The sequence below is a fragment of the Serratia sp. MYb239 genome (assembly GCF_002966855.1).
In the GTDB taxonomy this organism is placed as follows: domain Bacteria; phylum Pseudomonadota; class Gammaproteobacteria; order Enterobacterales; family Enterobacteriaceae; genus Serratia_B; species Serratia_B rhizosphaerae.
In genome coordinates, this window is sequence record NZ_CP023268.1 from 165,974 (window position 1) to 180,496 (window position 14,523).

The following is a 14,523-nucleotide window of genomic DNA, read 5'->3' on the forward strand; positions in this document are numbered from 1 at the left end:
TAATAATTCGTTGATGGGCGCGTAAGCGCCCTCTTTGCAGGTTTGCCTGCGATAACTGACCAAAAGAGATCCGCTGTGAAAGTGTTGACCGTTTTCGGCACCCGACCTGAGGCCATCAAGATGGCCCCGTTGGTACATGCCTTGGCTCAGGACGAAGCCTTTGAAGCAAGAGTCTGTGTGACCGCCCAGCATCGTGAGATGTTGGATCAGGTCTTGCGCTTATTTGAAATTGTTCCTGATTACGATCTCAATATCATGCAACCGGGGCAGGGGCTGACGGAGATCACCTGCCGCATTCTGGAAGGGCTGAAGGGCGTTCTGGAAGAGTTTAAACCGGATGTGGTGCTGGTGCACGGAGATACCACCACCACGCTGGCCACCAGCCTGGCGGCATTTTATCAGCGCATTCCGGTCGGCCACGTCGAGGCCGGCCTGCGTACCGGCAATTTATATTCCCCCTGGCCGGAAGAGGCGAACCGTACGCTGACCGGCCACCTGGCGATGTTCCACTTCGCGCCGACGGAGAATTCACGTCAGAACCTGCTGCGTGAGCAGGTGCCGGACAGCCAGATTTTTGTCACCGGCAACTCGGTGATTGACGCATTATTCTGGGTGCGCGATCGCGTGATGAGCGATACGCAGCAGCGCGACGAACTGGCGCAGCGCTACCCCTTCCTGGATGATGACAAGAAACTGATTCTGGTAACCGGCCACCGCCGTGAGAGCTTCGGCGGCGGTTTTGAGCGTATCTGCAGCGCGCTGGCGGAAATTGCCCGTCAGCACCCTGACGTACAGGTGGTGTACCCGGTGCATCTGAATCCGAACGTCAGCGAGCCGGTTAACCGTATTCTGAAAGGCATCGACAACATCATGCTGATCGACCCGCAGGATTACCTGCCGTTCGTCTATCTGATGGCCAGATCGACCATTATCCTGACGGATTCCGGCGGCATTCAAGAGGAAGCGCCGTCGCTTGGCAAGCCGGTATTGGTGATGCGTGAAACCACCGAACGCCCGGAAGCGGTTGATGCCGGCACGGTGCGTCTGGTAGGCACCGACGTGGCGAAGATCGTCGAAGCGGTGGGACGTCTGCTGACGGATGAAAACGAATATCACGCAATGAGCCGGGCGCATAACCCTTACGGCGATGGTCATGCCTGCCAGCGTATCCTCGAAGCGTTAAAGAATTATCAGGTGACATTATGAGTTTTGACACGATTTCAGTTATCGGCCTGGGTTATATCGGCCTGCCGACGGCGGCGGCGTTTGCCTCACGCAAGAAGCAAGTCATCGGCGTTGATGTTAATGCCCACGCGGTGGCAACCATTAACCGCGGTGAGATTCACATCGTCGAGCCGGATCTGGACAAAGTGGTGAAGGAAGCGGTCGACGGCGGTTATCTGCAGGCGGTGAACAAGCCGGTAGCGGCGGATGCCTTCCTGATCGCGGTGCCGACGCCGTTCAAAGGCGATCACGAGCCGGATCTGGCCTTTGTGGAGTCCGCCGCCAAATCGCTGGCGCCGGTGCTGAAAAAGGGCGATCTGGTGATTCTGGAATCGACGTCGCCGGTTGGCGCTACCGAACAGATGGCCGCATGGCTGGCGCAGGCGCGCAGCGATCTGAGCTTCCCGCAGGACGCCGGCGAAGAGGCGGACATCAACATCGCCTACTGCCCGGAGCGCGTATTGCCGGGGCAGGTGATGGTGGAACTGATTCAGAATGACCGCGTGATTGGCGGGATGACGCCAAAATGTTCCGAGCGCGCCAGCGCGCTGTATAAAATCTTCCTGGAAGGCGAGTGCGTGATCACCAACTCGCGCACGGCGGAAATGTGCAAGCTGACGGAAAACAGCTACCGTGACGTCAACATCGCCTTCGCCAATGAACTGTCGCTGATCTGCGCCGATCAGGGGATTAACGTCTGGGAGCTGATCCGCCTGGCCAATCGACATCCGCGCGTCAATATTCTGCAGCCCGGTCCGGGCGTCGGCGGCCACTGTATCGCCGTCGATCCGTGGTTTATCGTGGCGCAGAACCCGCAGCAGGCGCGTTTGATTCACACGGCGCGGCTGGTCAACGACGGCAAGCCGCTGTGGGTGGTCGACCGCGTGAAAGCGGCAGTGGCAGATTGCCTGGCGGCCACCGACAAGCGGGCGTCCGAACTGAAAATCGCCTGCTTCGGTCTGGCCTTCAAACCCAATATCGATGACCTGCGTGAAAGCCCGGCGGTAGAAGTGACCCAGCTGATTGCCGACTGGCATCAGGGCGAAACGCTGGCGGTAGAACCGAACGTGGAGCAACTGCCGAAGGCGCTGGCCGGCCAGGTCACGTTGAAAAGCATCGGCGATGCGCTGCAGCAGGCCGATGTGCTGGTGATGCTGGTGGATCACAATGAGTTCAAGGCCATCGCGCCGGAAGCCGTCAAGCAGAACTGGATCGTCGATACCAAAGGCGTCTGGCGTTAAGCGCCGCCTTCGCCCCGTCGGCAGATTAGCCGCCGGGGCGGAGCTTGTTTCCTACACTCTGGCGCAGACGTCGGTCATCAACTGAATGGATAACGCTATGATTCTCCGCGCTACCGTCGACCCGTTAACCTGGGAAAGCGACTATTTCCGTATTAACAGCGCCAGGTTGAATATTGCCGCATCGGCGCCGCCGCTGACCGCCGCCGCGCTGGATCGCTTTACGCTGGTTCAGGCTAAAATCCCGTCTCACCGCCTCGATCTCGCTGATGCCCTGACTACGTTTGGTTTTCAGCTGGCGGAGGGGGAAGTCGATCTGGTTATGCAGATTGGCACGGAAACTGCTTCTAAAACGGCTTCCGACGTGCGATCGGCGGCGGCCGACGATATTCCCGTTTTACAGGCCGCCGCCGCGCAGGCGTTCGCCGCCAGCCGTTTCCGCGCCCCTTGGTATCAGCCGGCGGACAGCGGGCGATTTTACGCCACCTGGATTGAGAAAGCGGTGCTTGGCACGTTTGACCACCTTTGCCTGCTGGCGCTGGATCGTCAGGGGCAGCCGGAAGGATTTGTCAGCCTGCGGGATATTGGCGACGGTGAGGCGCGTATTGGCCTGCTGGCCGCGTTCCCCGGCGCCGGTGGCAAAGGTATTGGTTCGCGGCTGATGACCGCCGCCGCCGCCTGGTGTCAGCAACAACAATTACAGCGCCTGCGGGTAGCGACACAAATCAGTAATATTGCCGCGCTACGGCTTTATCAACGGCACGGTGCCGTTATCGACAGCACCGCGTATTGGTTATACAGAGGTTCACATGATTCCATTTAACGCACCACCGGTTGTTGGCACGGAAATCGACTATATGCAGGCTGCCATGGGCAGCGGGAAGCTGTGCGGCGACGGCGGCTTTACCCGCCGCTGCCAGCAGTGGATGGAGCAGCATTTCGGCGCGCGCAAAGTGCTGTTGACGCCGTCCTGCACCGCGTCGCTGGAGATGGCGGCGATTTTGCTGAACATCCAGCCGGGCGACGAAGTGATCATGCCAAGCTTTACCTTTGTCTCCACCGCCAACGCTTTTGTGCTGCGCGGCGCCACCATCGTATTTGTCGACGTGCGTCCGGATACGATGAATATTGATGAAAGCAAAATCGAAGCGGCCATCACCGATAAAACCCGCGCGATCGTACCGGTGCACTACGCCGGCGTTGCCTGTGAAATGGACGCCATTATGGCGCTGGCGAAAAAGTACAACCTGTTCGTGGTGGAAGACGCCGCGCAGGGCGTAATGTCGACCTACAAGGGCAAGGCGCTGGGCACCATCGGCCATATCGGCGCGTTCAGCTTCCATGAAACCAAAAACTATACCGCGGGCGGCGAAGGCGGCGCGACGCTGATCAACGATCCGGCGCTGATTGACCGGGCTGAAATCATTCGCGAGAAAGGCACCAACCGCAGCCAGTTCTTCCGCGGCCAGGTGGATAAATATACCTGGCGCGATATCGGTTCCAGCTACCTGATGGCCGACCTGCAGGCGGCCTACCTGTGGGCGCAGCTGGAGGCGGCCGAGCGTATCAACCAGCGCCGGCTGAAGCTGTGGCAAAACTATTATGATGCGCTGAAGCCGCAGGCTGACGCCGGGCGCATCGAGCTGCCGGTGGTGCCGAAGGACTGCCGCCATAACGCCCATATGTTCTACATCAAGCTGAAAGACGTGCAGGATCGTACGGCGTTTATCAACTACCTGAAAGAGGCGGAAATCATGGCGGTGTTCCACTATATTCCGCTGCATGAATGTCCGGCGGGCGAGAAGTTCGGCCACTTTGCCGGCGAAGACCGCTTTACCAGCAGCGAGAGCGCGCGTCTGGTGCGTCTGCCGCTGTATTACAACATGTCCGATGTTAACCAACGTACGGTGATTCATACCATTTTGAGCTTCCTCGCCTGATATGTCCCTGGCAAAAGCATCCATCTGGACCGCCGGTTCCACGCTGGTCAAAATCGGCGTGGGGCTGCTGGTGGTGAAACTGCTGGCGGTGGCGTTCGGGCCGAGCGGCGTGGGGCAGGCGGGCAACTTCCGTCAGCTGATCACCGTGCTGGGCGTACTGTCCGGCGCCGGCATCTTCAACGGCATCACCAAGTATGTTGCGGAATATCATCAGGATCCGCAGCGTTTACGCCTGGCAGTCGGCACCGGCTCCAGCATTGTGCTGGGCTTCTCTACCCTGCTGGCGCTGGTGTTTCTGTTTGTCGCCGAGCCGATAAGCCAGGGGCTGTTCGGCCATACGCGCTATATCAACGTGGTGCGCGCGCTGGCGTTTATGCAAATGGGCATCGCCTACGCCAACCTGTTTCTGGCGATTCTGAAAGGCTATCGCGACGCCATGGGCAACGCGCTGGCGGTGATCGGCGGCAGCCTGATAGGTCTGGTGGCCTTTGTGCTGTGCTTTAAACTGGGCGGCTATGAAGGTGCGCTGGCGGGGCTGGCGCTGGTACCGGCGCTGGTGGCGCTGCCGGCCGCTACGCTGCTGTGGCGGCGTAAAACCCTGCCGCTGCGCTATCTGGCGCTGGCGTGGGATAAGGCGTTGGCCAGCCACCTGGGCAAGTTCACCATTATGGCACTGATCACCTCCGTGACCTTGCCGGTGGCGTATGTCATGATGCGTAACCTGTTGGCGGCGCACTATAGCTGGGATGAAGTGGGCATTTGGCAGGGCGTCAGCAGCATTTCCGACGCGTATCTGCAGTTTATTACCGCCTCTTTCACCGTATATCTGCTGCCGACGCTGTCGCGGCTGAGCGATAAGGCGGCGATCGGCCGTGAAATCGTCCGCGCGCTGAAGTTCGTGCTGCCGGCGGTGGCGGCGGCCAGTTTTACCGTGTGGCTGCTGCGTGATTTCGCCATCTGGCTGCTGTTTTCAGACAAGTTTATCGCCATGCGCGATTTATTCGCCTGGCAGCTGGTGGGCGATGTGCTGAAGGTTGGCGCCTATGTGTACGGCTATCTGGTGATCGCCAAGGCGTCGCTGCGCTTTTATATTATGACTGAGGTCAGCCAGTTCCTGCTGCTGACGCTGTTCTCGCACTGGCTGATCCCGCAGCACGGGGCGCTGGGGGCGGCTCAGGCTTATATGGCAACTTACATCGTGTATTTTACGCTGTGTAGCTGCGTATTTATTCTTTACCGTAGACGAGTATGACCACACTGATTCACGTATTGGGATCTGATATCCCGCACCATAATCAGACGGTGCTGCGCTTCTTCAACGACGTGCTGGCCAACCAACTGCCGTCGCAGCAGGTGAGCCGGTTTATGGTCGCCGCCAAAGACGTGGCCGCGCTGGGGGAGTACCCGGCGTTGACGATTGACAGCTATCCGGATAAGAAGAGCCTGGCGGAGGCGGTGATCGCCTGCGCCAAAGCCGACCGCAGCCGCCGTTTTTTCTGGCACGGGCAGTTTAACCCGACGCTGTGGCTGGCGTTGCTGAGCGGTAAAATCAAGCCGCAGCAGGTCAGCTGGCATATCTGGGGGGCCGATTTGTATGAAAACGCCACCGACTGGAAATTCCGCCTGTTCTATCTGCTGCGTCGGGTGGCGCAGGGGCGGGTTGGGCATGTGTTCGCCACGCGCGGCGATCTGATTCACTATCAGCAGCGCCATGCGCGGGTGCCGGCATCGCTGCTTTACTTCCCGACGCGTATGGATCCGGCGCTGACCGGCGTTGAGGTCGAGAAAAACGTCGCCGGGCCGATGACCATTCTGGTGGGCAACTCCGGCGACCGCACCAACCGCCATATCGAAGCGCTGACTGCTATCCATCAGCAGTTCGGCGACAATGTGCGGGTGATTGTGCCGATGGGCTATCCGGCCAATAACGACGACTATATCGAGCAGGTGCGCAGCGCCGGCCTGCGGCTGTTCAGCGAAAGAAATCTGCAGCTGCTCACCCAGCAGGTGGCGTTTGACGATTACCTGAATATTTTGCGCGAGTGCGACCTCGGCTACTTTATCTTCGATCGCCAGCAGGGCATCGGCACGCTCTGCCTGCTGATTCAGTTCGGCGTGCCGTTTGTGCTCAGCCGGCAGAACCCGTTCTGGCAGGATCTGGCCGAGCAGCACCTGCCGGTGCTGTTTTACGGCGATACGCTGGATGAGGCGGTGGTGCGTGAAGCGCAGCGTCAGCTGGCGTCGGTGGACAAGCAGGATATTGCCTTCTTTAACCCGAACTATGTTGACGGCTGGCGGCAGGCATTGGCGCTGGCGGCGGGAGAAACGGCATGACGCTGGCCCAATTTGGCGGTTTGCTGGTGGTTTACCTGATTAGCGTCACCTTTATTCTGACGGTGACCTATCAGGAGTTCCGGCGCATTCGTTTTAACTTTAACGTATTCTTTTCGCTGCTGTTCCTGCTGACGTTTTACTTCGGTTTTCCGCTCAGTTGTCTGTTGGTGTTCCGCTTTGACGTGGCTATCGTGCCGGTCGAGTTTCTGCTGTACGCCATGCTTTCCGCCACCTGTTTCTATGCTATCTATTACGTCAGCTATAAGACCCGGCTGCGCAAGCGCAGCACCGAGCCGCGTCAGCCGCTGTTCAACATGAACCGGGTGGAAACCAATCTGACCTGGGGATTGCTGGCGCTGGTGGCGATCGGCACGGTGGGCCTGTTCTTTATGCAGAACGGTTTCCTGCTGTTTAAACTGAACTCCTACAGCCAGATCTTTTCCAGCGACGTTTCCGGCGTGGCGCTTAAACGCTTCTTCTACTTCTTTATCCCGGCGATGCTGGTGGTGTTCTTCCTCAGACAGAGTCTGCGCGCCTGGTTCTTCTTCCTGGTGGCGACGGTGTCGTTCGGCCTGCTGACCTATGTGATCGTCGGCGGCACGCGCGCCAATATCATTATCGCGTTTGCCCTGTTCCTGTTTATCGGCATCGTGCGTGGCTGGATCACGCTGTGGATGCTGGCGGCGGCGGGCGTGATGGGCATTGTCGGCATGTTCTGGCTGGCGCTGAAACGCTATGGTTTGGACGTCAGCGGCGATGAAGCGTTTTACACCTTCCTGTATTTAACGCGCGACACCTTCTCCCCCTGGGAGAACCTGGCGCTGCTGCTGCAGAACTACGACAAAATCGACTTCCAGGGGCTGGCGCCGATCGTTCGCGACTTCTACGTCTTCATCCCTTCCTGGCTGTGGCCGGGGCGGCCGGACGTGGTGCTGAATACCGCCAACTACTTTACCTGGGAAGTACTGGAGAATAACTCCGGCCTGGCGATTTCACCGACGTTGATCGGATCGCTGGTGGTGATGGGCGGCGCGCTGTTTATTCCGCTTGGCGCGGTGGTGGTCGGGCTTATCATCAAATGGTTCGACTGGCTGTACGAGCTGGGACGCCATGAGCCAAACCGCTATAAGGCGGCCATTTTGCAGGGCTTCTGCTTTGGCGCGGTGTTCAACATCATTGTATTGGCGCGCGAAGGGCTGGATTCGTTCGTTTCGCGCGTGGTGTTTTTCTGTTTGATTTTCGGCGCCTGTCTGGTGCTGGCGAAGTTGCTGTACTGGCTGCTTGATACGGCAGGTCTGATCAAGACGCGTATGGGCCCCCGCCCGCCTGCGGCGCAAGCGACCGCCGCATCGGGATCCGACAGCCTACTGCAAAGGTAATGAGAATAATGGATACAAAGGTTTCGGCTCCAGAGTACGCGCTGCGCGGCATTAAGCTTTGGGGATTTCGCAATATGGCGCACTGCCTGGACTTCCTGTTTGACGGCGGCCGGATGAAGCAGGGGACGCTGGTGGCGATGAACGCCGAGAAAATGCTGGCGGCGGAGCAGGACGCTAATCTGCGGGCGCTGCTGGACGGCTGCGAATTTAAATATGCCGACGGCATCAGCATGGTGCGTGCGATGCGACGTAAATATCCGGGGGCCGATGTTTCGCGCGTGGCGGGCGCCGACCTGTGGGAGGCGCTGATGCAGCGTGCCGGGCAGGAGGGTACGCCGGTATTTTTGGTCGGCGGTAAACCGGCGGTACTGGCGGAAACCGAAGAGAAACTGCGTCGCCAATGGAACGTCAACATTGTCGGCAGCCAGGACGGTTACTTCACGGCGCAGCAGCGTGAAGCGCTGTTTGAACGGATTCATGCCAGCGGTGCGGCGATCGTAACCGTAGCGATGGGGTCACCTAAGCAGGAAATCCTGATGCGCGACTGCCGCAAGGTGCATCCGCAGGCGCTGTATATGGGCGTAGGCGGCACCTATGACGTATTTACCGGCCATGTGAAGCGGGCGCCAAAGGTGTGGCAGAACCTCGGGCTGGAGTGGCTGTATCGCCTGCTGTCGCAGCCAAGCCGCATCCGCCGGCAGATCAAACTGCTGCGCTTTGTCGGCTACTATTACGGTGGCAAACTGTAACCTCGCCGGCCGGGGCTAATGCTGCCCCGGCATGGCTGCTCGCCGCTATTGTGCGGCAGTTGTATAAAATCGCCGCACAACTATAACCTCATCTAAGAATTATCCCTTCATTTATTCCATAAAGTTTTAATTCGCGGTTTGCTTATAGCAGCAAAATACGGAACGATACCGTCCGGAAATCACCCCAGGCCGCTGATGCCGCTAATCGCAGTGCTGAATACCCTATTTTTCGCTGTCAATTTGCCCTCATCCTTGCTGGCGATCGGTCGCGCCGGCGGGAGTGATGCCGCTTTCTGTTTAAAACAATAAGGCCGTTGCAGGTCGATGCACGCACGACGCAGACATAACGACTGAGGATCTATGCCAACTAAAGATAAACCGCAAGGACTACATCGCGGGCTGGAAGCCCGGCACATTGAACTTATCGCGCTCGGCGGCACGATCGGCGTCGGCCTGTTTATGGGCTCGGCCAGCACCCTGAAATGGGCAGGGCCTTCGGTGCTGCTGGCATACATTATCGCCGGGCTGTTTGTGTTCTTTATTATGCGTTCGATGGGCGAGATGCTGTTTCTGGAGCCGGTGGCCGGCTCGTTTGCGGTCTATGCCCACAAATATATGGGCCCTTATTTCGGCTACCTGACCGCTTGGGGCTACTGGTTTATGTGGATTGCGGTCGGGATTTCGGAAATTACCGCCATCGGCGTGTATGTGCAGTTCTGGTTCCCGGAGATCCCGCAGTGGCTGCCGGCGCTGTTGGCGGTGGCGATGGTGGCGCTGGCCAACCTGGCGGCGGTGCGGCTGTACGGCGAGCTGGAGTTCTGGTTTGCGATGATTAAGGTCACCACCATTATCGTAATGATTCTGGTGGGGCTGGGCGTCATCTTCTTTGGTTTTGGCAACGGCGGCGTACCGACCGGGTTCGCCAACCTGACGCAGCACGGCGGCTTCTTTGCCGGCGGTTGGAAAGGCTTCCTGTTTGCGTTGTGTATCGTGGTGGCCTCTTATCAGGGCGTAGAGCTGGTGGGCATTACCGCCGGTGAGGCGAAGAACCCGCAGGTTACCCTGAAGCGCGCCATCAACAATATTCTGTGGCGCATCCTGATTTTCTATGTCGGCGCAATTTTCGTTATCGTCACTATCTTCCCGTGGAACGGCATCGGCACCGCAGGCAGCCCGTTTGTGCTGACCTTTGCCAAAATCGGCATTGTGGCCGCCGCCGGCATCATTAACTTTGTGGTGCTGACCGCAGCGCTGTCCGGCTGCAACAGCGGTATGTACAGCGGCGGACGCATGCTGTATGCGCTGGCGAAGAATCGACAGCTGCCTTCCGCGTTCACCAAACTGTCCGCCAGCGGCGTGCCGGTAAACTGCATCGCCATTACCATCGTCTGTTTGCTGGCCGGGTCGGCGCTGAATTACCTTATCCCGAACCCGCAGCAGGTGTTTGTGTATGTCTACAGCGCCAGCGTACTGCCGGGCATGGTGCCGTGGTTTGTGGTGCTGATCAGCCAGCTCTACTTCCGCCGTGAACATAAAGAGGCGATCAAAAACCACGGTTTTAAATCGATAATGTTCCCGTATGTGAACTACCTGACCATCGCTTTCCTGGCGTGTGTGCTGGTTGGCATGGGCATTAACCCGGATACGCGTATTTCTCTGCTGGTCGGGGCGATTTTCCTGGCGGCGGTCAGCCTGTGCTACTTCGCCTGCGGGATGCATAAAAAACGCCATCAGGCTGAAATTGGGATAAAAAACCAGCAGTAAAGGTGAAAAAGGGGCTGCGGATTGCGCTTTTATGCGTAGGAGTGAGCAAAGCGTAATCAAACGCAACATTTCTGCGAAAAAGCACTAGACAGGATTGCTTTAAATCCGTAGTATCCCCACCCGCAACGGCGCTACGCGCCCGTAGCTCAGCTGGATAGAGCGCTGCCCTCCGGAGGCAGAGGTCTCAGGTTCGAATCCTGTCGGGCGCGCCATTTAGTTTGTGCGCAAGAGCTGCGGTGGTATGATTACCGCGTGAAGTAGTAAAGAAATGGTGGCTATAGCTCAGTTGGTAGAGCCCTGGATTGTGATTCCAGTTGTCGTGGGTTCGAGTCCCATTAGCCACCCCACTTTACCCTAGGGGTAGAGTAGAAGATAAAAAGCTGTTTTGTGACCGTGCGAAGGTGGCGGAATTGGTAGACGCGCTAGCTTCAGGTGTTAGTGTTCTTACGGACGTGAGGGTTCAAGTCCCTCTCTTCGCACCACACAAAACGTCATGTAAATCTTAACGATTACATGGACATGGGCTTTAAAATCTTGTAGTATCAGCACCACAGAATCGGCGAGTAGCGCAGCTTGGTAGCGCAACTGGTTTGGGACCAGTGGGTCGGAGGTTCGAATCCTCTCTCGCCGACCAATTCGAAAAACCTGCTTTTTAAAGCAGGTTTTTTTTCGTCTGTAGTTTATCCTCCGCCTGCCATCCTTTCCGTGTCCATCCACCCGCTGTTTAGACCGTGGGCATGCCCGCTATTTGTCTGCCGTTGGTTTTTAGCGACAACAGAAGGGCCGCCTGTCGTCGGTGAGAGACACGCAATGCATTGAAAAATAATATAAAAAATAACTTTACCTTAAGTCGTCGTTTTTTGGCGACAGGCGGGCCGATGGCCGCGATGACGGGATGGATAGGCACCGGCCGCAGGGTGATAGGAAAGTTAAAAATAAACCTTTTGAATTCAGGTGATTAAATTTATTTTTTACAAGACTGACGCCAGAATGGGAGAGTTGGCACGCGAAGTGCAATATCTATAGCGTAGATGCTCATTCCACTTCTTATGTTCGCCCTAGGCCTCATAAACCCTGGGAATGACGCAGAGCCGATTTAGGGTGCCTATTGCCCACCAGAACGATGAAAGCCTCGCTTGCGACGCCGACATCACACTGCGGGCACAACGTTGAGTGAGGCACCACCCCTGTTGTCCTAGACCTGATTGCTTCTTTATACACTTGCCGGACCGGCAAGTGTTTTTTTTTGCCCATACCCGTCATACTTCAAGCTGCAGGTGCGTTGGCTGCGCTCAGTCACCCGAATCACTGACCAGAGTCAGCTCATCGGGATTCCTTCCCTTGCCGCCTTCCTGCAACTTGAATTATTTAGGGTATCTACCCGCCATACTTAAAACAGCAGGTGCGTTGGCTGCGCTCAGTCACCCGAATCACTGACCAGAGTCAGCTCATCGGGATTCCTCTGCAACTCGAATTATTTAGGGCATATTGCCGCGTAAAGGGACGCGGGCGAAAAAAAAGCGTGGCCGTAGCCACGCTTTGTTCAGCGGTTTATCCGGCGTTATTCGCCGTTTTGCCGCAGGGTCAGCATCAGGCCTTCACGGCGCATTTGTGCTGCCTCCTCGGAGCGGTGCAGCTTTTCCAGTACGTCGGCCAGCCAGGCATAGTCATAGGCATCCGGACGCTGTTTCAGCGCTTCTTTGAAGGCGTCGTTGGCCTGTTGCCATTCACCGTGCTTCATCAGCAGCTGGCCCAGCGTGCTGTTAAGCAGCGGCGTGGCGCCATGCTGTTTGATCTGCTGACGCAGCGCTTTTTCCAACTGCTCCGGGTTGCCGGATTTGATGCGCGGAATCAACAGAACCAGGCGCTCGTCATACTGGCGTTTCAGGCCGTCGAGGACGATCTCCTGCGCCATTTCATGATCGTTGCATTCGATCAGGTGCTCCACCATGGCGATCTGCAGCGGTACTTCATGGCGTACTTTGCGGCTTTGATTCTTCCACCAGCGTTTCAGACCGTCGCTGCCTTCCTCCGCCATCGCCTGGTTCATCAGGCCGAGATAGGCCTGCTGTTGCAGCGCCTGCAGTTTCTCTTCGTCATGCAGCTTGATTTTGCTCATCGACGGCAGGATTTCCAGCAGGGAAGCGTAAGCGCCGGTGCGCAGGTAGGCCTGCTCCGCCAGACGCAGCACTTCCGGGTGGCGCGGCGCCTGATTCAGCAGACGATCGACACCGTGGCGCGCGGCATGTACTTCACCCTGCGCCAGCTGAATGCGTACGCGGGTAATGTCGACCGGCAGCTGGTCGGTGTCTGCCGCTTCGGCGGCGCGTTCCAGATACTGGTTGGTGCGGAACTCGTCGCCGCGCTGCTGTGCCGCTTCTGCCGCCAGCAGGTAGTTCACCACCGGCTGTTCGGCATGATCGGCATTGCGCGTCAGCAACTGTTCGACCTGTTTATGGTCGCCTTCCGCCAGCTTAATCAGCGCCGCTTTGGTTTGAGCGCGCGCGCGGCTGCGTTTACGGCCGAGGAACCAGCCGCGGGTGCGGGCGCCGGTACGGAAAATGCGGCGCAGGATCCATTCGATAATAAACAGCGCCACAAACAGCAGAATGCCCATGATCACCAGACCGGTGACGCTGGTTTCAATGTTGTAGTTGTCGGTCTGGATCAGGACATAGCCCTGATGACCGGCCAGCATCGGCCCGAGCACCACGCTGGCGATCAGCACCAGAAACAGGAATAACACGCGTAACATGGCTTATCCCTCCTGGTGAGTGGCGGCAGCGCCTTGCGCCAGCAGATTGCGTACCCGGGTCTGCATCAGTTTTTCCAGCAGCGGCTGGCTCTTCAGCTGATCCGGCACGTCCATCGATACGGACTGCTGGCTCAGGGCGTCAAGCTCTTCCAGGAAGGCTTTGGTGGCCGGATCGCTGGTATCGAAATAGGCGCGCACCCAGGTAGAGATGGTTTCCAGCGACTGCTTATACACTTCGTTCTGATGGCGCGGCACCGCCTGGGCGGCGACCAGCAGGCGGGAGCGGATATTTTCGCGCAGGTAGATGTCCTGATTCGGCGCCAGCAGCGGCTCTGCGCCGGTGTCGCGGCGGCGGATGGTAATGAAGTTGGCCATAAAGTTATGCCAGGACTTGGTCAGGTTCTGTCGCCATTCGCTCAGCGAGGCGGACAGTTCGCCGCTGTCTTCATCCATCGGCGCTTCGTCGCTGTCGTTATCTGCCAGGCGCAGGTTGTCGACCTGGTTAGACAGCTGGTTCACCTTCAGAATGATGCCGTCAAAATCGACCTGGGACAGGGTGGACAGCCCGCTGATATCTTCGGTAATGGCGCGACGCACGTTCATCAGGCTGGGATCGTTCATATCCGCCAGGCTGGCATCGGCGCTTTTCAGCAGGGTGGCGGCGGTGGTGACGTCCTGATCGCTCCACAGCTTGCGGCCGGCCATTTTGACCAGGAAGTCAGCCTGCGCCAACAGCCAGGTTTTGGCGTCGCTGCCGGAAATGGTGGCGACTTTTTCTTGCAGTTCGCTGAGCTGACGCGCCAGCGAGGTCTGCTCGCGGTCAGCGGCGTCGAGGGTTTTACCCTGCTGCTGCAGCAACCCTTCCAGCGCGCTCTTCTCCTGTTGCTGGCTCTGCTTCAGATCCGCCAGCTGTTGCTGCAGGGACTGGTTTGCCGCAATCAGCTGCTGTGCCTGTCGGTGTGTGTGGTAGTAACCGCCGGCGGCCAGCGCAATAACCAGCACGATGGCGATCGCGCCGAGCACCGGGCCGCTGTTTTTACTTTTACGGCTGCCGGTCTCTGGCTGTTGGGGACTCTCAACCGCCTGGTTGTTCTCTTCAACCGGTGCGGATGGGGTATTTTGTTCCGTCATAGTGGCGCA

General features: G+C 58.0%; 11 protein-coding genes and 4 tRNA genes. 13 read left to right on the forward strand and 2 right to left on the reverse strand.

The annotated features are described in order from the left end of the window. Positions 1-75: 75 nt before the first annotated feature. The 13 genes from wecB (at position 76) to CLM71_RS00795 (ending at position 11,262) form a co-directional block, all read left to right on the forward strand. Positions 76-1,206, forward strand: a complete 1,131-nt coding sequence (wecB, locus tag CLM71_RS00735) for a non-hydrolyzing UDP-N-acetylglucosamine 2-epimerase (RefSeq protein ID WP_105229325.1) — start codon at positions 76-78, stop codon at positions 1,204-1,206. Then, positions 1,203-2,465 (forward strand): UDP-N-acetyl-D-mannosamine dehydrogenase, encoded by a 1,263-nt coding sequence (gene wecC / locus CLM71_RS00740; RefSeq protein WP_105229326.1) that lies wholly within the window; start codon positions 1,203-1,205, stop codon positions 2,463-2,465. Before wecB ends, wecC begins: the two co-directional genes overlap by 4 nt. Before the next feature lie 97 nt (positions 2,466-2,562). Beyond that, positions 2,563-3,285, forward strand: coding sequence for a dTDP-4-amino-4,6-dideoxy-D-galactose acyltransferase (gene rffC / locus CLM71_RS00745; protein ID WP_105229327.1), 723 nt, complete (start codon positions 2,563-2,565; stop codon positions 3,283-3,285). After that, positions 3,272-4,402 (forward strand): dTDP-4-amino-4,6-dideoxygalactose transaminase, encoded by a 1,131-nt coding sequence (gene rffA / locus CLM71_RS00750; protein ID WP_105229328.1) that lies wholly within the window; start codon positions 3,272-3,274, stop codon positions 4,400-4,402. Before rffC ends, rffA begins: the two co-directional genes overlap by 14 nt. A gap of 1 nt (position 4,403) precedes the next feature. Next, the gene (wzxE, locus tag CLM71_RS00755; RefSeq protein ID WP_105229329.1) at positions 4,404-5,654 is read left to right on the forward strand and encodes a lipid III flippase WzxE; all 1,251 of its coding nucleotides are present in this window, start codon (positions 4,404-4,406) and stop codon (positions 5,652-5,654) included. Continuing rightward, on the forward strand, positions 5,651-6,736 hold the full coding sequence (locus CLM71_RS00760) for a TDP-N-acetylfucosamine:lipid II N-acetylfucosaminyltransferase (protein ID WP_105229330.1): 1,086 nt from the start codon (positions 5,651-5,653) through the stop codon (positions 6,734-6,736). The genes wzxE and CLM71_RS00760 overlap by 4 nt, the downstream gene beginning before the upstream one ends. Beyond that, positions 6,733-8,115, forward strand: coding sequence for an ECA oligosaccharide polymerase (gene wzyE / locus CLM71_RS00765; protein WP_105229331.1), 1,383 nt, complete (start codon positions 6,733-6,735; stop codon positions 8,113-8,115). Before CLM71_RS00760 ends, wzyE begins: the two co-directional genes overlap by 4 nt. 8 nt (positions 8,116-8,123) lie before the next feature. Further along, positions 8,124-8,864, forward strand: a complete 741-nt coding sequence (wecG, locus tag CLM71_RS00770) for a lipopolysaccharide N-acetylmannosaminouronosyltransferase (protein WP_105229332.1) — start codon at positions 8,124-8,126, stop codon at positions 8,862-8,864. Between the two features lie 360 nt (positions 8,865-9,224). After that, on the forward strand, positions 9,225-10,628 hold the full coding sequence (locus tag CLM71_RS00775; RefSeq protein WP_105229333.1) for an amino acid permease: 1,404 nt from the start codon (positions 9,225-9,227) through the stop codon (positions 10,626-10,628). Positions 10,629-10,763: 135 nt separating this feature from the next. Next, positions 10,764-10,840, forward strand: a tRNA-Arg gene (locus CLM71_RS00780). 59 nt (positions 10,841-10,899) lie between these two features. After that, positions 10,900-10,975, forward strand: a tRNA-His gene (locus CLM71_RS00785). A gap of 48 nt (positions 10,976-11,023) precedes the next feature. Then, a tRNA-Leu gene (locus CLM71_RS00790) sits at positions 11,024-11,110 on the forward strand. Positions 11,111-11,185: 75 nt separating this feature from the next. After that, positions 11,186-11,262 (forward strand) — tRNA-Pro (locus tag CLM71_RS00795). 927 nt (positions 11,263-12,189) lie between these two features. On the opposite strand, the gene hemY is transcribed toward CLM71_RS00795, so the two are convergent. Both hemY and hemX read right to left on the reverse strand, forming a co-directional pair. Then, positions 12,190-13,383: a protoheme IX biogenesis protein HemY gene (hemY, locus tag CLM71_RS00805; RefSeq protein ID WP_105229335.1), complete on the reverse strand. Its 1,194-nt coding sequence runs from the start codon at positions 13,381-13,383 to the stop codon at positions 12,190-12,192. 3 nt (positions 13,384-13,386) lie between these two features. Next, the gene (hemX, locus tag CLM71_RS00810; RefSeq protein WP_105229336.1) at positions 13,387-14,514 is read right to left on the reverse strand and encodes a uroporphyrinogen-III C-methyltransferase; all 1,128 of its coding nucleotides are present in this window, start codon (positions 14,512-14,514) and stop codon (positions 13,387-13,389) included. Positions 14,515-14,523: the final 9 nt, after the last annotated feature.